Source organism: Mucilaginibacter angelicae (assembly GCF_042434235.1).
GTDB lineage: Bacteria > Bacteroidota > Bacteroidia > Sphingobacteriales > Sphingobacteriaceae > Mucilaginibacter > Mucilaginibacter angelicae.
In genome coordinates this window covers 188,714-210,544 of record NZ_JBHLTS010000076.1, presented here as the reverse complement: position 1 = coordinate 210,544, position 21,831 = coordinate 188,714, and the positions used below count along the sequence as shown (strand labels likewise).

15 protein-coding genes and 1 riboswitch are annotated in these 21,831 nt (G+C 42.3%); of the genes, 8 read left to right on the top strand and 7 right to left on the bottom strand.

The window, feature by feature from the left end; translation table 11 throughout:
• Positions 1–23: 23 nt before the first annotated feature.
• The 4 genes from ACFFGT_RS27150 to ACFFGT_RS27135 all read right to left on the bottom strand — a co-directional run bounded on the left by ACFFGT_RS27150 (position 24) and on the right by ACFFGT_RS27135 (position 4,536).
• A complete protein-coding gene (locus tag ACFFGT_RS27150; protein ID WP_377025651.1) occupies positions 24–710 on the bottom strand; it encodes an SIR2 family NAD-dependent protein deacylase in 687 nt (228 codons plus the stop codon).
• An 87-nt stretch (positions 711–797) separates the two neighbouring features.
• Complete coding sequence (locus ACFFGT_RS27145) at positions 798–1,370, bottom strand: DUF6580 family putative transport protein (RefSeq protein WP_377025650.1); 573 nt, start codon at positions 1,368–1,370, stop codon at positions 798–800.
• Between the two features lie 54 nt (positions 1,371–1,424).
• Positions 1,425–2,492 carry a YncE family protein gene (locus tag ACFFGT_RS27140; RefSeq protein ID WP_377025649.1) on the bottom strand — a complete coding sequence of 356 codons (1,068 nt, stop codon included), beginning with the start codon at positions 2,490–2,492 and terminating at the stop codon, positions 1,425–1,427.
• A gap of 10 nt (positions 2,493–2,502) precedes the next feature.
• Entirely contained in the window at positions 2,503–4,536 is a 2,034-nt protein-coding gene (locus ACFFGT_RS27135; RefSeq protein WP_377025648.1) for a TonB-dependent receptor plug domain-containing protein, read from the bottom strand.
• Positions 4,537–4,630: 94 nt separating this feature from the next.
• Positions 4,631–4,828: riboswitch (cobalamin riboswitch) on the bottom strand.
• Positions 4,829–4,873: 45 nt separating this feature from the next.
• On the opposite strand from ACFFGT_RS27135, the gene ACFFGT_RS27130 reads away from it, so the two are divergent.
• The 3 genes from ACFFGT_RS27130 (at position 4,874) to ACFFGT_RS27120 (ending at position 9,023) form a co-directional block, all read left to right on the top strand.
• Positions 4,874–6,130, top strand: coding sequence for a serine hydrolase (locus ACFFGT_RS27130; RefSeq protein ID WP_377025647.1), 1,257 nt, complete (start codon positions 4,874–4,876; stop codon positions 6,128–6,130).
• A 65-nt stretch (positions 6,131–6,195) separates the two neighbouring features.
• Positions 6,196–6,930 carry an SRPBCC family protein gene (locus tag ACFFGT_RS27125; protein ID WP_377025646.1) on the top strand — a complete coding sequence of 245 codons (735 nt, stop codon included), beginning with the start codon at positions 6,196–6,198 and terminating at the stop codon, positions 6,928–6,930.
• A 398-nt stretch (positions 6,931–7,328) separates the two neighbouring features.
• A complete protein-coding gene (locus tag ACFFGT_RS27120) occupies positions 7,329–9,023 on the top strand; it encodes a sensor histidine kinase (protein ID WP_377025645.1) in 1,695 nt (564 codons plus the stop codon).
• Positions 9,024–9,046: 23 nt separating this feature from the next.
• On the opposite strand, the gene ACFFGT_RS27115 is transcribed toward ACFFGT_RS27120, so the two are convergent.
• The 3 genes from ACFFGT_RS27115 to ACFFGT_RS27105 all read right to left on the bottom strand — a co-directional run bounded on the left by ACFFGT_RS27115 (position 9,047) and on the right by ACFFGT_RS27105 (position 13,350).
• Positions 9,047–10,240 (bottom strand): MFS transporter, encoded by a 1,194-nt coding sequence (locus ACFFGT_RS27115; protein WP_377025644.1) that lies wholly within the window; start codon positions 10,238–10,240, stop codon positions 9,047–9,049.
• A 104-nt stretch (positions 10,241–10,344) separates the two neighbouring features.
• Positions 10,345–11,091, bottom strand: a complete 747-nt coding sequence (locus tag ACFFGT_RS27110; protein ID WP_377025643.1) for an HAD-IIB family hydrolase — start codon at positions 11,089–11,091, stop codon at positions 10,345–10,347.
• Positions 11,092–11,154: 63 nt separating this feature from the next.
• On the bottom strand, positions 11,155–13,350 hold the full coding sequence (locus tag ACFFGT_RS27105) for a carbohydrate binding family 9 domain-containing protein (protein WP_377025642.1): 2,196 nt from the start codon (positions 13,348–13,350) through the stop codon (positions 11,155–11,157).
• Between the two features lie 515 nt (positions 13,351–13,865).
• On the opposite strand from ACFFGT_RS27105, the gene ACFFGT_RS27100 reads away from it, so the two are divergent.
• From ACFFGT_RS27100 to ACFFGT_RS27080, 5 genes are all read left to right on the top strand, one after another.
• Positions 13,866–17,006, top strand: coding sequence for a SusC/RagA family TonB-linked outer membrane protein (locus tag ACFFGT_RS27100; RefSeq protein WP_377025641.1), 3,141 nt, complete (start codon positions 13,866–13,868; stop codon positions 17,004–17,006).
• 12 nt (positions 17,007–17,018) lie between these two features.
• On the top strand, positions 17,019–18,836 hold the full coding sequence (locus ACFFGT_RS27095; protein WP_377025640.1) for a RagB/SusD family nutrient uptake outer membrane protein: 1,818 nt from the start codon (positions 17,019–17,021) through the stop codon (positions 18,834–18,836).
• 19 nt (positions 18,837–18,855) lie between these two features.
• Positions 18,856–19,563: a DUF3823 domain-containing protein gene (locus tag ACFFGT_RS27090; protein WP_377025639.1), complete on the top strand. Its 708-nt coding sequence runs from the start codon at positions 18,856–18,858 to the stop codon at positions 19,561–19,563.
• Between the two features lie 18 nt (positions 19,564–19,581).
• Positions 19,582–20,727 carry a hypothetical protein gene (locus tag ACFFGT_RS27085; protein ID WP_377025638.1) on the top strand — a complete coding sequence of 382 codons (1,146 nt, stop codon included), beginning with the start codon at positions 19,582–19,584 and terminating at the stop codon, positions 20,725–20,727.
• A gap of 78 nt (positions 20,728–20,805) precedes the next feature.
• Positions 20,806–21,813 carry a family 43 glycosylhydrolase gene (locus ACFFGT_RS27080; protein ID WP_377025637.1) on the top strand — a complete coding sequence of 336 codons (1,008 nt, stop codon included), beginning with the start codon at positions 20,806–20,808 and terminating at the stop codon, positions 21,811–21,813.
• The last annotated feature ends 18 nt before the right edge of the window (positions 21,814–21,831 follow it).

Sequence of the window (21,831 nt, the reverse complement as noted above, 5' to 3'; positions counted from 1 at the left end):
AGAGAATTAATGAATTATTGATTTCAATCTTTCAATAATTCATTTACCAAAGCAGGTACACCAACGGTAGCTTTTTCCTGGATTTTAATTACGGTTCCTTTTACATTCACTGAAGGAATGTTGGGATCTATAATATACTTCGGCACTTCGCGGTCAACATAGCCGATCAACCCGGCTGCCGGGTAAACTGCCAGTGACGAACCAATGAGTATAAACATATCGGCTCCTGCACAGATCATCGCTGCCGTTTCTATCATCGGCACAGCTTCGCCAAACCAAACCACATGGGCACGCAATTGTGAGCCTAATTCGCATTTCTCACCCATCTTAATTTCCCAGCCATCAATAGGATAAGTAAGCTCCGGTTTGATACTTGATTGCGACCGGGTGATGATCCCGTGCAAATGCACTACATTGGTTGAACCTGCCCTTTCATGCAGGTCATCGATGTTTTGGGTGATGATGGTCACTTTATATCTTTCTTCGAGCGCAGCGAGCGCATAATGGGCTGCATTGGGTTTAGCTTCCAATACAGATTTACGGCGCTCGTTATAAAATTGCTGCACCATAACCGGGTTATGTTCCCAGGCTTCGGGTGTGGCTACATCCTCAATATTATAGCCCTCCCACAAGCCGTCGCTGTCCCTGAATGTTTTCAAGCCGCTTTCGGCGCTGATACCTGCCCCGGTTAGTATTACTATATTCTTCATATTGGTTTAAGTAGATGATGATTAGTCAGGTCACAAAAAAAGCGGATTGCCTTTCAACAATCCGCTTTAAATTTAAATGCTTTTATATTATAAAGCCAATTGCTTTTTATCCCGCAGAAAAGTGTACTTGTTTTTAGCCAATTCAAAGCCGCCAAAAAGTATCGCACTAAACACCAAAGTCCCTATTGCCATATTGCGCTCAAAAGGGATAGCTTTAACTAACGATTCGCCATAACCCGCCAGTGTATGCGGATAAAGCGTACCATACAACCATGGCAAATCGGTAATTAACCAGTGGATTAAAACGGCTGCAATTGATGCTAAAAGCACATTAACAACATTTACCTTTTCAAGTAAATTACCCACCAGCACCATTAAAGCAAAGCATAAATATACCCATTCGGCACCGCTGTACCATAAAGTTAGCTTTGAGGTATATAAATAATTAATTACGATATCAGTAGTAAACAGTGTAAGCAATACCGTTAAGTAGCCTTTCCACTTTGATGTAAAATAAGCACCGCCAAATAATGCAATAGCACCTACAGGGTTGAAATTACTCAATTCTTTATACTTAAATGCTAAAAGCCTGAATGCGGCAGCAACCACGATCATCAGGATCAGGAACAGGTTGCGGTTGGTATTATCTTTTGCGGTCATGATTTTATATGTGGGGTAAAATTACTGATAATCTGTAAATAAAAACAGGCAATATTACTTGTTTACGAAAACAACGCTGCCAGGGTTAATACCGGTAGTAAGGCTGTATTCCTTTTTTCCGTTCTTATCAAAAGCATATATTAATCCGTTCGAATTAAAATCCTTTGCGTCAGTAACAAAAACTTCGCCGGTTAATATATCAGCTACTACGGCATAAGCATTGGTAAAGGTTGTCCCGTCGGTAATAAAATTTGCCCCGGAAGCTTTCAGGTTCTTAACATCGTAAGTTTTAATTGTACCGTCTGATGCTATATAATAAGCAACGTCGCCATTAATTGTAAACGGCCCGCCGGCAAAGTCGGTCTTAGATTTAACCACATCGGTTTTACTATCGATAATAGTCAGCTCCGGATTGGCAGGGTATAAATTGTAAGAGTGTACAAAAACATCGCCATAGCGATCAACACTTACGGCATATGGATTAACGCCCACTTGCAGGGTTTTGGTAACTGTTAAAGTTGTCAAATCGATGATCGATACAGTTTTATCAACGTCTGGGTAGCTTAAGCCACCACCGTTAACTACGTACAATTTACCGTTGCTAACAGCCAGCTGCTCCGGGTTGCGACCAACCGGGATGTATTTGCTTACGGTAAGGGTTGCTGTATCTAAAACCGCTACATTATTATCATATAACGTAACATAAGCATTGCCTTTGTAAAAAGCTATTGAACGCGGCTCGCGCGACGATTTATCTGCATTTTGGAAAAGTACCTGCTTAATTGATTTTGCCGTTTTAGGATTAACTACTTCAACAGTACCCGATTTATCAACTACGATATACATTTTCGCCCCGTAAACCTTAAGGTCATTAGCAGTATTTCCCAAACCTTTACCATTGGCCGAGAGAAAGATATCGGCAGTTAAGTTTTTTGAGGTGTAATCATAATAAGTTAAGGCGCTGTTAGGCGAACCAAGATTACCCTGATCTAAAACATATAAACCAGCCCTTTCTGCAGTAGGTTTATCATCAGGCACTATCTTTTTATCCTTATGACATGATGCTAAGGTAACAGCAACAGTGCATGCTATAAATAAATGTTGGAGTTTCAGTGTTTTCATATATTTTATACTAAATGGTTATTTGAAATGTAAGCCGGTATGACCTGCCGGGCATAGGATAGCTGCTTATTACAGCATAGTTTTTATTAAACAGGTTGTTTACCTCAAACGATGCAGCTACAGGCTTTGCCCCTGCCAGGAAATTATACACAAATGAAGCGTCACTTACCGAATACGCGGGTAGATAATATTCGGGAACGTTATTGCTGTTTTGGTATCTTGATGACGAAAAGATCTCATTGTAATAAACACCAAACTGTTTATGTGTGAAACCTGCATTTAATGCCAGCGTATGTTTGGGCGTATATGGAATTTGCTCAAGATAATACAGGTCAGTTGGATTGGTCACATCCAGTGCCTGCTGATAGGTGTAGCTAACGCTTAATAAACCCTTCCAATTATAAAATGGTTTAAAGCCGCTTTTTAAAACAACGTCAAGCCCTTTTATATCAACTTTTCCTAAATTAATTACGGAAGGCGTTTCGGGCGAACGGGTTGGGATATAAGAGATCTTGTCTTTTACATGGTTATAATAAGCATCGGCGCTGATATTGATATAATCAAAAATACCGGCAAAGCTTTTGGTGTATGCGGCCCCAATGTTATACTGGTCAGCATATTCAGGTTTTAAAGGCCGGGGCACAATGGCGTAATAATACTGTTCTGCAAAAGTAGTATTGCGGAATGTGCTTTTGTAATAAGCCCGAAGAAGCAGGTTTTGACTGGCGAAAGGCTTAAATGTAGCAATTACCGCAGGTGTAAATGCTGATCTTGAAGCTGCTGCCGGACCGCTTTTAACCTCATCATGTATATAAGTGTTTAATAAATTGGCTTGCAGGCGCCATTGACCTATACTGAAATCGGTGGCTATAACATTGAACAAGCTTGTACGCGTTGGGAATGCATATTTATAAACGTCAGATTGCAAATTGCTGATATCAGCATCCGAAGCATATGATATTTTCCAATTAGGCGTGAACTTGTATGCCAATGCTCCTGATATATAGAAGTCGTTTTGCCGGTAATGTTCATCAATTACCCCGTTGCTGTTGTAAACACCTGTATCAAGGTATCGAACATAACTATGTGCATACTTGGCATTAATTAATAATTGAAGCCCATTAACCGCTTTATGCTGATAGCCGGATTGAACAAAAAAGTCCCTGTTTTGCAGCCTTTGATTAGTAGGTGCGGCATAGTAAACAACAGGCCCGGGCAATCCCCTTTTTGAGTTGTAAAAATTAAACTGGAGATTGAATTTATCACTATCCGATTTTGTCCAGTATAGCCCGCCATCTGCCTGTTGAACATGAACATCCCCATTTTTACGCACTGCGAGGGTATCGGAGCCGTCTTTGGCTTCATGATATTTATATCTTCCATTTGCCTCCTGAACGGAGCTATTGATCACAAACGACCAATATTTACTGACCTTTTGCTGCCATTGTAAATAAGGGTTTACTAACCCAAACGAGCCGCCCTTAATTCCAACAATGATATTGTAAGGCTTCCGGGAATCTAATACCGGGTGAATTGTTTTAATGGCAAGTACATTAGCCGAAGCATATGCCCTGGCTGTTTGTAAAATATCAGTTGGTTGGGCGTTGTACAAAACAATTTCCTCAACATTGTTCAAGTTAAATTTACTAAGATCAATTTGCCCGTTCTGTGCATCATTAAGCTGCACGCCGTTGTACAAAACAGCAGTATTATCTGCACCCAGGCTCCGTACTGATACCGTTTTTAAACCACCAATGCCGCCATAATCTTTAATATTAACCCCTGCAAAATTCCTGATAGCATCAGCTACGTTAAACGATGCAGTTCGTTTAAAATCAGTTGCAGATGTTGATTGTACCGGCGCCGGGTTTTGAATTTGAGGTATAGCCGAAGAAGAAACTTTAACCTCATTGATTTTTTTGGTAGTATCTGATTGTGCCGAGGCCTTAGTGCCTAATGCTACCTGCGCCATAAACAGCAATAAGCTATAGCCTTTTATTGGCGATAATTGCCTGCAAAAAATTATAGGTAAGCGTTTCTTCATATCCGCAACAAAACTCAATTTTGGAAGATTTTGAAATGAAAACACACCAATAGAAGAGCATTCACATTCAAGCTTCAATCCCCGAAAGCTATGAATAATATATAGTGCCTTGGCAGGTCTTCTGACTTACTCCCCTTTTGCCTGGTCTTCCCTCCTGTTTACCGGAAGTGACTTTATAGATTTGGCAATGGTTACGGAGCTTACAGCTGCGGGACAGTTACGGACTTACACCGTATTCCCTTTTAATTCATTAAATAATAATTTAATGAAACCTAAAGCGCTGTAAAAGTACAATAAGTATCTGTCAACCTCAAACTACATAGTTATATTTAGCGGGATGAAACATTTCTGTATTTTATTACTGATGATGACGGCATTTGGCAGCTTTGCCCAACAGCCTGATACCGTTTTTCTGAAAGGCATATTACATGGGCATCCGGAATTATTTTCAGGCATTTTGAACCATCCCACTCAAAACGAAGTACAAATCCTATACACCAGGATAGACAGGGATAAAAACAATATTCCCCACTTTAGTTCATATAGTTACCGCCTAAATGCGCGGCATTATTTTTACCCGGCAAGCACAGTAAAATTACCAACAGCAATATTTGCGCTTGAAAAATTGAACGAGTTAAAAGTAAAAGGTTTCAGCCGAAAATCGGTTATGATCATCGATAGTTCATTTGCCGGCCAGACTAAAGTCAGTGCAGATACATCATCTGCAACAGGCCTGCCCAGTATAGAAAACTATATCAAAAAGATTTTACTGGTAAGCGATAACGATGCTTTTAACCGGTTATACGAATTTGTAGGCCGTGCGGAGATCAACCAAAAGCTTAAGAAATACCATCTTGACAATACCCGTATTGTAGGCAGGTTAGCTATCGGCGATGCTGGTGAAAGCACAAGGCATACCAATCCCATGAATTTTTACAATGATAATAAGCTAATTTATCATAAACCGGGGCTATATGATGAATCAAATTATCCTATGCATCTGGAAAATATGCTGCAGGGCAAAGCTTATTTAGACAGCAGCGACCGGCTGGTTAATAAACCTCTTGATTTTTCGGAAAAGAATGTCTATTCTCTTGCCGACCAGCAAATGGTGCTTAAACGATTGCTGTTTCCTGAAACTTTCCCGAAAGCACAGCGCTTTAACTTATCAGCGGATGATTATCAGCTCATTTATCGCTACATGAGTACCTTCCCAACGGAAAACACAAAACCTACTTATAACCGGCCTGAATATTTCCCGGCCTATTGCAAGTTTTTGTTTTACGGAGGAGATAGCACAGCTTTAATTAATCCTGATATCAGGATTTTTAATAAAGTTGGTGATAGTTATGGCTACGATATTGACAATGCCTATATCGTTGATTTTAAAAATAAGGTGGAGTTTATGCTCAGCGCTGTTGTGCAATCAAATGAAGATGGCATACTGAACGATAATAAATACGAATACGCAACCGTGTGCCTCCCTTTCCTGAAAAATCTTGGCCAGGTGATTTATCAGTATGAATTAAAGTGCCCTAAAAAGCATCTGCCCGATTTAACTAAATTTAAATTTACTTATAGCAAAAGGAAATAAAATTCACTTTAAGCAAACTTAGTAGTACCAATGGTGTTTTAAAAACGACAACTATTTAAAAACCTATGACAACTACAATAGTAAAATATACTGACAACTACCCTGTACTTTACGGCGACGATCGTATAAACCTAAACTGGCCGGAGCGTTTTACCTCCATTGCAGGTGGCATGAAGCTCGGTTTCTCGGGCTTTAAAAACATTTTTAAAAACCCGATTGCAAGTATTGTGAAAATAGGTGCCGGTGGCTACCTGTTAAACCGTGGTATTACCGGCCATTGTGAAATTTATAAACGTATTGGCAAGCTCTCAACTAATCCCATAAATGTAAATATCCGTTCGTCATTTATAGTAAACAAGCCACGGCAAAAGGTTTATGAATTTTGGCGCAAGCTGGATAACCTTCCCCTGTTTATGAAGCACCTGGAAAGTGTGGAAGTCATCGACTCAAAATATTCACATTGGGTGCTCAAACTGCCTAAAAATGTAGCCACCGTTAGCTGGCATGCCGAAATTGTGCATGACGAACCTAACGAAATGATCGGCTGGAGCTCGTTATCCGATTCCATGATCAATAATGCCGGTAAGGTACGTTTCCAGGATACCATTGACGGTCAGGGCACCATTGTAGATGTGGTGATCAGCTACCAGCCTCCCGCAGGCGGTGTGGGTGCAGGGATAGCCAAAATATTGAATCCGGTATTCAAAAATATGGTTGATAAGGATATTCAGAATTTTAAGCAGTATATGGATATCAATAACGACCCTGACGAATTTGTGAATGTTATCGTTATCGAATAACTTATTACTGATTTACGTCCCCTACTTTTTTTCTCCCACTAAACAACCTGCCGATAACTTTTTAACAGATTCAAAGGCCGGGACAAAGAAAGTTAAAAGCTAATTTAAAAAAAAGGCCTGGTGAATTGAAATTCATCGGACTTTTCTGTTTTATAACCGATGGTTAAAATAGATGGTTTCTTTTTATTATAATATCTATAGTATTTAACATATACGAAAATCAGCAAATAAATTATTGGTTAAATATTTGGTCAGCCAGTGAAAGGTACTGATGTTCAATCGTAATAATCACTGATTGATTCTATTATTTTTATCATTATCATTGTTCCTCAAAACCATTAGCAAATGACAATACCAATTTAAAATTGATACTGTCCGGCACTGATGAAAATAACTATATGAACGTTTTATCAAGGAAGATACTGCTTGCTTTTTTAGCCTTTACCATAATTTTAGTTATTGTTGCCCTTTTTGTAAGGGATAAGATCACCGAAAGACTGGCTCATACAGCCCAGGTTTCGCACCTTATGGACCTTAACAATTCCCGGCCACAGCAAGCCCTGTTATTGCTTCACCAGGCCGAAGATTTGTTTCAATCGTCGCTTGTTGACGCCGATGCCGCTAAAGCCCGTGGCTACCAGGCTAAGCTATCATTGGCTTTTGCCGAAATTGATACGCTCCTTAATATGCGGCATGATACTACCAAACTGAATGCAGAGCAGCGTACACAACTCCATGAATGGCACAATCAAAAGATAAAACTCTCTGCCGACCTTTTCTCTGCCCGGCGCGACTTTGATTCCCTGCTCACAACTTATGCTGATCTTAACATTGCTGCGACTCAGAATAAACTGGCTGTTAAAAGCAGCCGTACTGTCCAAAACAGCAGCGACACCTTAAACCAGCCAGGCAAGCTTAAAAGAAAGGGCTTTTTTGCAAGGATTAAGGAGGCGATAAAAAATAAAAATGCTTATGCTACCGGCGGCGCAGGCGGCGTAGTCATTAATCACCGCACACGTGTTTATATTGATTCGGTTACACAAAAGCTCAGGACTAAGGATAAATCTACCTATCTTAATAAGCTGAAACAACTACAACAAAGTAACTTAAAATTACAGGAAACGCAGCGGCAGCTCATAGCCCTAAACATGCGGATTACCCATAAAATGGAGGAATTAATTGCAGCCATTAAAGACATCAACTATAACATGACCGATGCTTTTAAGGGTATGGCTTTTAACAGCTACCTGGAAACAACAAGCTTACTGAACAGACTTTACCTGAGTGCCCTTTTACTACTTTTAGCTTTTGCAGTATTATTGATTGTGTTTGTTATTAAACTGGGGCAATCCGAAGAACTTTTACTTAAGGAAAATGAGCGTGCCGTAATGATAGCGCGGCAAAAAATGGATCTCTTGCTGCATATGAGCCATGAAATCCGCAACCCGCTTACCTCAATAAATGGGTTCCTCTACATTTTCAGCAGAACAACACTTACACCAAAACAATCAGAAATGTTGGGTACGGTAAGGGCATCATCCGATTTGCTTTTGCAAACTCTCAATGATACCCTTGATGCTGCAAAAATGGAAAGCAGCGAACTGAAGATCCATCATGATCCTTTTTGCCCGGATAAAACTTTGAAAGAGGTAATTGACAGTATGACATTCAGCGCTGATAAAAAGCAACTGGAATTAAGTTATCATTTTGAAGGCGACCAGGAAGCTGAAGTTTTGGGCGACAGCTTCAGGCTCAAGCAGATCATCGTAAACCTTGTTAGCAATGCTATTAAATATACTGATACCGGTAATGTAAAAATCAAAGCGACGCTGAAATTAGCCGATGCTAAAGGGGGATTGAGTGTTGATATAACGGATACGGGAGCTGGTATCAGCCAGGAACAGCAGGTTAGTCTGTTCTCCAAATATTACCAAACCAATTCGGCAAAAGGTAATACCGGTACCGGCCTTGGTTTGTATATCTGCAAGCAATTGATCGAGCTGCAAAAAGGAAGTATCAGCGTAAAAAGCGATGCGGGCAAAGGAAGCACGTTTAGCTTTGAGATCCCTTACGAAAAATATGAATTGGATTAACTACCGGGACGTACTTCAAAAGCTTAGAAACTTTTTATCCTCCAGCCAATTGCCAGGCATAAAATAAAGCCTAAAAGCACCATGCCCATACTAAATGGAAAGAGATATAACATTCCAAAATGGCTTGCCACACCGCCAATCAAAGGCCCGGTAAGCCCGAGTGAAATATCCATAAACAAGCCGTAAGCTCCCAACGCAGCCCCCTTATTTGATCCGGGCACCAGCTTAACTGCTTCCACCCCAAGCGCAGGGAATACAAGTGAAAATCCAAGCCCGGTTATTCCGGCACCAATAAGCGCTATTTCGGGCATATGGGCAAACCAAAGGATCATCAACCCTACCGATTCCACAGCCAGGCACGTGATACCGGTTTTAAGCCCTCCGTAATTGTCAATAGCCCCGGCAAATATAAGCCGGCCTAAAATAAAAAACACGCTAAAAACCGACAGGCATAATACGGCATTTGTCCAGTTTAAGTAAGCATAATATAATGTGATGAAGGTTGAGATAGCGCCAAAACCTAATCCTCCAAGCATGAGACCAATTCCATATGGCGCTACAGTTTTTAGGACAGATAAAAAAGACTTTCCGGGCTCAGTGCTTTCATTTCGCAGCCCCTCTTTTCTTTTGGCATATAAGTATCCGATAAGCCCGATTATAAATACTACAACCCCCATACCGGCAAGTCCGTAACTGTTATCAAGCAATATCCCAATTGGTGCACCAACAGCAAGTGCACCGTAACTTGCTACGCCATTATACGATATGGCTTTTGCCGTATTTTCCTCACCAACCGCATTAATGGCCCAATTAATCGGGCTTGCACCAATCAGTCCCTCGCCAAAGCCGGTGATAAGGCGCGTTAATGCCAGTAGCAGCAAACAAATTTCCCGGTGTTCTTTAAGTAAAAAGGCGGCACATAAAAACAATCCGCTAAGGGTAAAGCCTATCATACCGGTGATCACGGCTGGTTTTGGCCCTTTTTTATCGATGATATTTCCGGCATATCCGCGGAATAAGAAAGTGCTCAAATACTGCAGGCTGATCACAACACCGGCAACCATAGCGCTGTACCCTAACTGGTTATGAATAAAAACCGGAAGTACCCCAAGGCTTAAACCAATAGTAAAATAACCCATAAAGGTAAATTTCACAAACCCGGCTATGGTCAACACTACACTTGAAGAAGTGCTTTTTATACTTGAACCTGCTTCCATGCCGCAAAGATAGGCAGTTTCAACATTCGCTTAAGTGTAAATTATACACTTTACTTTTAATTAACATTTCAGGGCAATGCAAGCGAACTAATGCAGGAGCATTCCTATTTCAGACAAAGGATTATTCCCTCAACAACCCGTTTGGTTTCTTCAGGGTCGCGCACCTGGATACAATCGGCGCCGGTTGTGCGGGCCGGGTGGTCGTTGCCGCCTTCAAACAGGGCATCACCAATGAATATCATCTGTTTGATCCGGATCTCTAAAGTATGCTGCAGTTTATGGATGCCATAAGCCTTATCAATACCCAACTTAGTGATATCAATGGAAGTGACCCCACCTATTTGTGCCGAAAAACCGGTAAGTGATTTATCAAGCAAAGCTTTAATCTTTTTTCGTTTAGTGTATTTAGGGTCCCACTTCTTCTTTTCATCAAGGGGGGCATGCTGACCCAGAGCTGAAAAGGTGATCTGGCTGCCGCGGTCTTCTATTTGATCGCCCCAGGTTTTCTTAGCTTTAACACCGGATGCTTCGACAGCCTCATTCAGCTTACTAACGATCTCCTGCCTTTCGACATCAGTAAAATCTTCGGAATACAGCTTTTTCCAGCCCGATTTTTTATACTGATAATATTTAGTGCCACAGGTGGGCAGTATAGATAAGTTTTTAAGCGATTGTTTGTCGAGCAGGTTTGACAATACCTGTTTTTCAAACTGTGGCCAATCTCCACCGGATATGATGGCCACTTTCGCAACTTTCATCAAATCGGTTAAAAGCGCAGCCATTTCCTTATCAAGGGCAGCCTTGCTTTCGGCAAGGGTGCCATCCAAATCAAATATGATCAGTTTTTTCATTACGGGGAGATATCAAACTAATACTCCAACAGTAATCAACTGCACTTGTTTTATAACAGGCCGCTATAAGTTACACCAGTAAGTCCACTTTAAAGTAAGCTGCCTGTTTTTTACCGTATAAGGTGATGGTGTGGTATTATCACCGTAAACAATAAACAAATCGGATGCCGGTTTGTAACGCCATTGCAGGCGGGTGTTAATATTGATATTATCTATTTGCTGGTTGTATTGTACATAAGTTGTAAAGTACAGGGTATTGGTGAAGGTAACATCAATTTTAGGCCCTACCAGCCAGAAAGTATTATGCCCAAAAGGCTGTGGCAGCCTCAGATCATTGAACGAAGTATTGATGGCGATGTTTACATAAGGCTGAAAACGGTAGCCTATCAAACTTGTAATACTGTTACGTACACCATTATCATAATAACCCCCGTGAGATGCCTCCAGTAAATAGGTGAACACATTTTGCGGCTTGGATACAAACTGAACATCAATAGTATTCCAGTTATGTTCTGACCCGGTTGGTAATAAACCTTTACCGATATTGGTGGGGTCATAAGGCTTCAACAACCGAACATAATCATTAATACCGGATACTGATAATGTTGCACGGTTGCGGAAAGTAATCAGGTATGACAGGATACTTTCATTATCGGTGCGGCGAAACGACTCATCAAAAAAGTAATTGGATGTAAGCTGAACGCCATGGCTCAGGATATTACCCTCTTTAGGGAAAAAATTGCGGAGCAACAGCGGACTTAGCTTTACATAACCAACGCGGGGCACATACCCTACCTCGGCATTATAGTTTTTGCCTACATATTCTTCCTGCATATACAGCGTCCAATACTTGCTCAGGTATTGAAAATGATCAGACACTACATAATCATGCCCGCTTACACCTGGTGTAAATGATTTAAGGGCAAGCACCTTGCCTGTCCAGATATTGCTGCGCGATGCAAGGTTAAACTCGGCCCCTATATTTCGGTTATAAGCAGTAGAGCCTGTATTGGTACCAGGGATATTAGCGGTTGCATCCTTATTTATAAACAGGAATGCAATGTTTGAACGATCAAGTACCCGCCGTTGCAGGGTAATGATGCCATAATTTTCCGGAGCCTGTGGTACGCTGCCCGAACCACCTGTTTGAATATCCATAGCGCCGATGCGCCAGTCCTTATCCAGCTTACCGGTAAGTCTTGCTCCAAAATCAATGGGAACATTCAATCCTATTCGTCTCGAAAAAAATGGCCGGATATCCGAATAACCAAAATTGGCAAACAAATCGCCGTTCTCTAAAAAGAACTGCCGCTTTTCGGGGAAGAACAGTTCATAACGATTAAGGTTGATCACCTGCTGGTCAACATCCACCTGCGAAAAATCCGGGTTGACAGTTAAGTCGAGGTTTAGGGAAGGTGTTACGGAGATTTTAGCATCACCGCCAATTTCGTGTTTATATTCGGTTTTGGTATTGTGCTGATAATCTTTGGATAAACCGGTAAGGGCATATGGGATAATGGATACGTTGCTGCTGGCCGTTGGTGGGGCTTCGTCCCAAACCAGGGTACCGGTATACGCCAGTGAAGCTGTAGGGAACTGCCGCGGGATAGGTGTCCAGCTCGATTTTTCGGCAGTTTTAAGGTCGTTACGACTAAAGTTGATCCCCCACTCCTTAATTCCTTTTTTATAACGGATACTTTTAAATGGAATGGATGCTTCCCAAACCCATTTATCGGGATAGTTTTTTACAGCCGAATACCAGCGGTTATCCCAGCTCAGGTCAACCTTGCCGCCTTCATACATACTCCCATCCCATTGCCCTCCGGCTGCGTTAGCCCCAAAGCTAAAGCCATCGGTACGGGCATCAAAAGGATCCATGAAAATCAGAAAGTTATCATTTTTTACAAAATTGAAATCCCGTTTCAGCGACTCAACCATGTACGGCCCGGGCACCGAGTTATAATTGATGGCTATGATGTACAGGTTTTTATCGTCATATGTCATCCGCACTTCAGTTTTAACGGTGGCCTTGCTGGTATCCATCGGCAGCACCATAAAAAAATCGCCCGCCGAATCAGCCTGCATCCAGGCCTGCTCATTCATCACCCCATCAACAGTAATGGCCGATGTAGCCCTGCGGATATGGTACTTATACCCCGCGTTCTTTTTTTGTGCCGATGCATAAAAGCAGGTTACAGAGCATAAGATAATAAGCAACAACGTTTTTGCAGGAAGCTGGCAGGAGCGTTTAAGGGGCATTAAGATAAGGGTATATGAGTTTATTGGTTCACGAATTTTAAAACTACATTTTTTATGCAAAAAACAGTGTCTCGTATCATATAATTTACGGTTTCACTTCGTTTCTTCGTGCCAATAATTATATACCTGCTAATCTGTATCACCTTTTGTTAAAAATGCATCAACCTATCACCCACTTCATTAAAAATCAAATTATTTCCCGGCAGATCACTTTTTTTCGCAATCGATTGCAAAAAAGTTCATAAAACCGCGTTTTTGGGCATTAATACGGACTTTATTAATGTATTATTTATTTTTTATTAATGCCTGCCTGTTGTTTTGTACTTGAAATTATAAACCAGCTACAGTGTTTTTTATCGCTTAACAGCAACAAAGCACTGCTTTAACCAACTCTTTTAAACCATGTATTACTACGACCCCAACCCGCCGTAAGGCTTGCTGCCGCATGCGCTATTTAGTACCCTAACCAGGGTAACGATCAATTTAACCTTAAACAATCAACAAAGAGAGACGATATGAAAAAATATAAATACTTACTTATACTTTTCTTCCTTTTCCCGCTTAGTTTGTTAGCCCAGCAAACTACCATTAACGGGAAAGTAATAGACTTAACCGATGGGTCGACACTTCCGGGGGTAAGTGTAAAAATCAAGGGCACAAATACAGGTGCCATTACAGATGTAGCCGGAAAGTTCCAGCTACCGGTGCCCGGCCCAAACGCCATCCTGCAGGTATCATACATAGGTTATGTAACCCAGGAAATAGTCGTTAAGGATATCAAGGACGGTACCATCGCCTTAAAAACAACCAATAAAAGCCTTGAAGAGGTTGTAGTTGTAGGTTACGGTGTGCAAAAAAGGGCAACCATTACGGGTTCAATCTCTACACTGCAAAGCAAGGAGATTACCACAACCAAAAACGAGAGTGTTATCAATATGCTTACCGGTAAAATACCCGGTGTGCGGATTGTTCAGACCACGGCCGAGCCTGGTTCATACGCCAATAATCTGAACATCAGGGGGTACCAAAGCGCCCCGCTTATTGTTATCGACGGTATTATCGGCGGTGACCAGTCAACCGTAGGCCGTATGGACCCGAATGAAATTGAAAGCATTTCGGTACTGAAAGATGCAGCGGCTTCTATTTACGGTATGCGTGCAGCGGGTGGTGCTATAATAATCACTACCAAAAAAGGTGGTAAAAACGGCAAGATCAACATCAACTATTCGGTTAACAACGCCATCCAAACATTTTTGGGCATGCCTGAAGGTGTTGGCGCTGTTGATTATATGTTGCTTACCAACGAAAAAGTTAAGCGTGATTTCGCTAACAACTTTGTACATAATGTTACCCCGCAGTTTTCATATGCCGATATTAAGCCCTGGCTTGATGGTACTTACAAATCGGCCGACTGGATTGACCTGGTTTTCAAAAAAACAGCCAACCAAATTCAGCACAATTTGAATATTGATGGCGGTAATGAAAAGATCAGCTACTTCTTCAACTTTGGTTATCAAAAGCAGGACGGTGTTTTCAAAACCGGGAGCCTGAATTATAATAAATACAATTTCCGTTCAAACGTTACGGCATCTATTACCAAAGGCCTAAAGGCACAGATATTAACATCGGCCTGGATGGACGAAAAAAACCTGCCTTATACTGACGAATGGACCATTTATAAATACACCTGGAACCAGATCCCTACCCACCAGATCTACGCTAATGACAATCCTCTTTATCCGGCAGTAATAGATGATAACATGAACCCATCTATCATTACCGATGCAAATAAAGTAGGCTCAAAACGTTACAGAAATAAGAATATCACCAGCCAGTTAAACTTAACTTATGATATCCCGGGTGTAACCGGCTTAACTGCCAAAGCTTTGTTCAATATCGATTATGGTACTGCCGATAACAATACCATCAAAAGATCATTTTCATTATATACCTACAAGGCTGATGATGACAGCTACATACCAAGCTTAGTAAACTCGCCTGCCGGTATTACCCGGTCTTATTATACACACTTTAACACCTTAAGCCAGTTAACGTTAAATTACGCGCATACATTCTTCAAAGATCATAACGTAACCGCCATGGCTACTTATGAGCAGAGCCATGAAACTGCTGATAACTTCAATGCTTACCGCGATATCGAGATCCCGGTTGATTACTTGTTTGGTGGTTTGCAAAACTCCAACATGTCGGGCGGTATGGATGCAGGTGCTTTACAAGACCGTGCGCATAGAAGTATAATCGGTCGTTTTAATTACGATTATAAAGGCAAATACCTTGCGGAGTTCAGCTTTCGCCGGGATGGTAATAACCTTTACAAACCAGGATCAGATCAATGGGGCTTTTTCCCGGGCGGATCAATTGGCTGGGTTTTAACCAGGGAAAATTTTTTCCGCAGCCTGGTATCTGACAACATTCTTACCAACTTAAAGATCAGGGCTTCATACGGTCAAACCGGTGACGAAGCAAACGCCCCTGCATTTAACTATGTAAACGGTTACACCTACCCGGTAAACAGCTACATCTTCGGTTCAAGCGCGGTAAATGGTTCAGCGCCAAAACTGGGTAATGCAGGCTTAACCTGGTCTGTAAACACTATCAAGAACATCGCGGTTGATTTTGGCCTGTTTGGCGGCAAGATTGATGGCACCATTGAGGTTTTCAGAAACGACAGGACAGGTTTGCCAGCCCAGCCTTCGGTAGCATTGCCTGGAACGGTTGGTGCAGCTGTGCCGCAGATCAACTATAACAGCGACAGGGTTCAGGGTTTGGATTTTAACATGTCATATCGTAATACCTTTGGCCAGGTTGGTTTAAACGTTACCGGTAACATTGGTACCACCCGCTTAAAAGCATTAAAAGTATTACGCGGCCAATCGGGTAATGAATACCAAAACTGGAAAGAGAATCAAACCAACAGGTACCAAAACGTTTGGTGGGGCCCTGAATATGCAGGTCAGTTTACTAATTATAACCAGATCTATAACTATGGTGTAAATACAGGCGGCGGTAATAATAATACCATTCCTGGTGATTATTACTACAAAGACTGGAACAATGACGGTGTTATCGACGATAAAGACAGTCACCCTATTGCTACTACCGATATCCCGCTGTATAACTACGGGCTTACCATTGGTGTAAGCTACAAGGGCTTTGATATGAATATGCTTTTACAAGGCGCTGCAGGTGTTTACGTACAATATGGTGAGCAATTTGCATCACCGCTAATGTACAACAGAAGTGCCTTAACCCGCTTCCTTGATAGCTGGCACACAGCAGATCCTTCAGCAAACGTATTCGATCCGAACACCCAATGGGTACCGGGCTTTTATCCTGCCATGGGTTCGCCAGATGCACAAGGTACAAAGGCTATCCAAAACGCCAGTTATCTGCGTGTAAAAACGCTTGAGTTTGGTTACACCCTTTCCCCGGCAGTATTGAAGGCTATTGGGGTTAGGAAATTCAGAGTTTATGTAAACAGTTATAACCTGTTAACATTTACCGGCCTGAAAAACTACGATCCTGAACATCAAGGCCCTAATCCAAGAGACAATAATGATTTCAGCAAAGCCCTTGGAGGATACACCTATCCAATGAACAGAACCTTTAACCTGGGTGCTAACGTTTCATTTTAAATCATTTAACACATGAAAAAAATACATAAACTCATTATAGCAATTTCTGTCAGCGTAGGTGCCTCGGTAACCTCCTGCCAAAAATTAGATATCCCACCTACTAATATTTTTACGCCTAACATTATTTATGATAGCGAGGCAGGTGTTAAATCATTTTTAGCAACCATATATCAAAACCTCCCTATTGAGGATTTTAAATACAGGCCCGACCAGGGATTTAAAACCGGCAGTAACGATTGGGAAAATTTTTATAATTCAGCATCAGTTACCGGCGAAGAAGTTGGCCCGTATGGTGGTGTAGACATTGCCGGCGGCTTTGGTTACTGGCCTTATGGCGATATCAGGAATGTAAACACCCTGATAGACGAACTTCCAAAGCATACAGCGTCCTTAACTCAAAACACTGTAAACGCGTTATTGGGCGAAGCTCACTTCTTAAGAGCGTACTATTATTTTGGCCTGGCAAAACGTTACGGCGGTGTGCCGATCATTAAAGTTGCACAGAATCCGGCTGCTCCCCTGTCTGAGTTGCAGGTACACCGTGATAAAGAAGAAGCTACCTGGGATTTTATTGGTGCAGAACTTGACCTCGGTTACCAAATGATGCCAGAAACCAGCGATGCAGGCAGGGCAAACAAATACGCTGCTGCTGCTTTAAAATCAAGGGCAATGTTATACGCGGCATGTGTAGCTAAATATGGTTCAACCAATTTTGTTGACGGCCCCGCCCGCGCTCAGGGTTTGGTAGGTATCCCGGGAAGCAAGGCTAATACCTATTTCCAGGCCGCTTATGATGCTGCCAAATTATTGGAAGGTCATTATTCGCTTTATAGCGCCAATTCGGATAAGGTACAAAACTATGTTGATCTGTTCCTGAAAAGTGGCAGCCCTGAGAATATTTTCATTAAGCAATATTCCATCGCCAATCATACAGCACATAGCTGGGATGATACCATGTCTCCGCGTTACTTTACTGCCAACGCGCTTTCACGCTCATACCCTACGCTTGACCTGGTACAACTTTGGGGCAACCTGAGCGTAACAAATGATGACGGCACTCCTAAACGTTTTAATAGCCGTGCCGAGTTGATGCAAGGCCTTGAGCCAAGATTGCTGGCTACCATATACTTCCCGGGCGCTACGTTAAGAGGTTTAATGTTTGATATGCAGCGCGGTATCTATCCATCGTTCAGCGGTACTGCTGCTGCCGAAGTGGCCAAGCAACCAAACTCACGCTCATACATACTTGCCGGCGATACCAAAACTCTTTACCAGGGCAAGCAGGTTATCGGCTTTACCGGCCCGTGGACAGGCGGTGATGAGCTTACCCGTACAGGTTTCTATGTGCGTAAATATGTTGACTACAATAAGCCACAGGCTTCAGTCGATTTGAACAGAAGTGAGCAACCCTGGATTGACCTGCGCTACGGCGAAGTATTACTGAACCGTGCCGAGGCAGCTGTTGAATTAGGTAACAATGGGGATGCATTAACTTCCATCAACCTGCTCAGAAGCCGCGCCGGTGCAACGCCTTATGGTTCTATTGATTTGGACAAAGTACGCAAAGAGCGCCGTATGGAGCTTGCCTTTGAAAACCAATACTACTGGGACCTGAAAAGGTGGCGTACAGCTGATGTGGTACTTGACCGTGCACATTTTAAAGGGCTGATGCCATATTATGTATTGAATGAAAATAAATACATTTTCCTGGCCGAGCCGGAGCTGTTTAACCGCGAGTACACCTTCCAGAAACAATTTTATTACGAAGGCATTCCGGGCGGTGAAATTGGCAAAAACCCTAACCTGCTTCCTAACAACCCTAATTATTAAGAATTTAAAAGTTAAAGATATGAAAAATCTGATTGGTAGAATTTTGGTGGGCATAGCTATACTGACAAGTTCTGCATGTACAAAAACAGATAACTATGATGGTCCCAACGCTTCATTGCAAGGCAATATATTATCATCCGAAGGCGGCAACCTCCTTACATCTGGCGGCAGCACAACCATCAAACTGCAGCAAATAGGCTGGACAACCCCGCAAACTATCCCAAGTAAATTTGATGGTACTTATGAGGATTCAAAGTTGTTTAAAGGCGGGTACAAAATTGTACCTACCGGCGGCGCTTTCTGGCCCGTTACTGATACGGTAACGGTTAATATTCAAAGTGGCACCAAGCATGACTTTACCGTTACACCGTATATCGTGATCAAAAACTTCACACATACGTTAACCGGTACCACACTTACGCTCACATTTGATATCGATGCGCCTGTTATTGCCGGCTTGCCAACCATTAAAGATGTGCAGCCATATGTAAATACAACCAAATTGGTAGGTACCGGCGCTTCAATCCGTGATTTTTCGGATGTGAACGCCAAAACTATCAACAAGGCATTTATTGATATGAGCGCTGCCGAAAAATCGATGACGCTTACTGTACCCAATCTTATTCCGGGCCGTACCTTTTTTGTGCGTGTAGGCGTTCGCCTGAGCGATAGCTTTAACAGCTCAAATTTTTCGGAGATAGTACAAATAGATATTCCTAAAAGTTAACCTAAAACCAAAAAGGAAATGAAATTCATTAAAACAATGATGGCTTGTTCCATCCTCATGATAGGCCTGATAGTTGCAGGCTGCAAAAAAGAAAAATACATTTCACGCGATACCTCATACCTGAAACCGCCACCGCCGGATACCACGGCGCCACCGGCAGTAGACCCTACATTGATCTCGTTTGACAATGCGGATAAGGCTGATGGCTGGCAAACTGTTGGTACGCCTTCAATAGCTACAACCGGCCAAAAGGAAGGTGCCGGCTATTTGAAAAATACCATTGCTAACGGCAGCGACTTTATGCAGTTTATTAAAGATCTGGCTACCCCGCTTGATACCAAATTAACCGGCAATAACGGCCAGTTTAAATTCTGGTGGTATGTATCGGATGTATCCTTGCTGAAAGCTGATGGTTCTATTGAGATCACCAGCTCAGGTAAATCCGACGATCATGAATCAGCCTGGGATGTGGCGCCTTTGATCCCTACGCTTAAAAATGGCTGGAACGAGATCGCCCTTAATTTTAGCAAGGCAATTAAAACCGGTGATGGTGGTGCTGATTATTCGGCCATCAACCACTTCAGGATCTTCTTTTTTACAACAAGTAAAGATCATGGCGATTTGGTAACCGGGGTTGATGACCTTGTATTCAGGGCCGCACCTGCACCGCCGCCGGTAGTATTTGACAGTGCTGATAAAGCTGATGGCTGGCAAACTGTAGGCACACCGGCCATAGCAACAACCGGGCAAAAAGAAGGCACAGGCTATTTAAAGAATACCATTGCCAACGGCAGCGATTTCATGCAGTTCATCAAGGATGTTGATCCGCCCATTAATACTTCCTTCGGCTCTGCCGATGGTAGGTTCACCTTCTGGTGGTATGTTTCGGATGTGTCATTGCTGAAAGCCGATGGTTCTATTGAGATCACCAGTTCGGGCAAATCAGATGATCATGAATCGGCCTGGGATGTGGCGCCGCTAATACCAACGCTTAAAAACGGATGGAACCAGATAACGCTGGATTTTGACAAGTCCATCAAAACCGGCGATGGTGGTGCCGATTATACGGCTATTAACCACTTCAGGATCTTCTTCTTCACCCAAACCAAAGATCATGGCGATCTGGTTACCGGTGTTGATGACCTGAAGTTTATCTCAAAATAATTATTCCCAATAATAATTAATACTAAATCCGGCCGCAGGGTTAACCCGTGGCCGGATTTAACAACACGTAATATCGTAATGAATTTAACCACTTTATTAAAACCCCTGGCAATAAAAGCTTTGCCTGCTGCACTGGCTATGACTTTTGTGTTTGCAGGAAGCAGTTGTACCAAGGCACAGGAAAAGCCAAAACAACAGGAAAAAATCACTGCCGATACAACTGCCGGTAACCCTTTTATCAGGAGTATGTATACCGCCGACCCATCGGCTCACGTTTGGAAAGATGGCCGCCTTTACGTTTATGCTTCGCACGATATTTTCCCGGCGAGGGGCTGTGACCTGATGGATCAGTACCATGTTTTCTCGACAGATGATATGGTTCATTGGAAAGATCACGGAGAGATTCTCCGGGCATCACAGGTATCATGGGGCCGCAAGGAAGGCGGTTTTATGTGGGCGCCTGATTGCGCTTATAAAAACGGCACCTACTATTTTTATTTCCCCCACCCAAGCGATACCAAATGGAACGACAGTTGGAAAATTGGCGTGGCAACCAGCAAAAGCCCTGCAAGCGGTTTTACTTCACAAGGTTATATCAAAGGGCTGGAATCGATGATTGATCCCTGTGTTTTTGTTGACGACGATGGACAGGTTTATTTTTATTACGGCGGTGGCGGTACTTGCAAAGGCGGTAAGTTAAAAGATAATATGATGGAAATTGACGGTGAAATGAAACCGATGGAAGGCCTTAAAGATTTTCACGAGGCAAGCTGGGTACATAAGCGTAATGGTATTTACTACCTGTCGTACTCTGATAACCATGACGTTAATGGCAAACACAACCGCATGAACTACGCTACAAGTAAAAGCCCGCTTGGCCCGTGGACCTATGGCGGCATTTATATGGAACCTACCGATAGCTACACCAATCACGGTTCTATAGTGGAGTTCAAAGGTCAATGGTATTCCTTTTATCATACCAGCGCATTATCACATGATGACTGGTTAAGGTCCATCTGTGTAGATAAGCTTTATTACAATGCCGATGGCTCTATCAAAATGGTTGAGCCTACATCTTCAAAGTAGTTAATTGCATACATAATC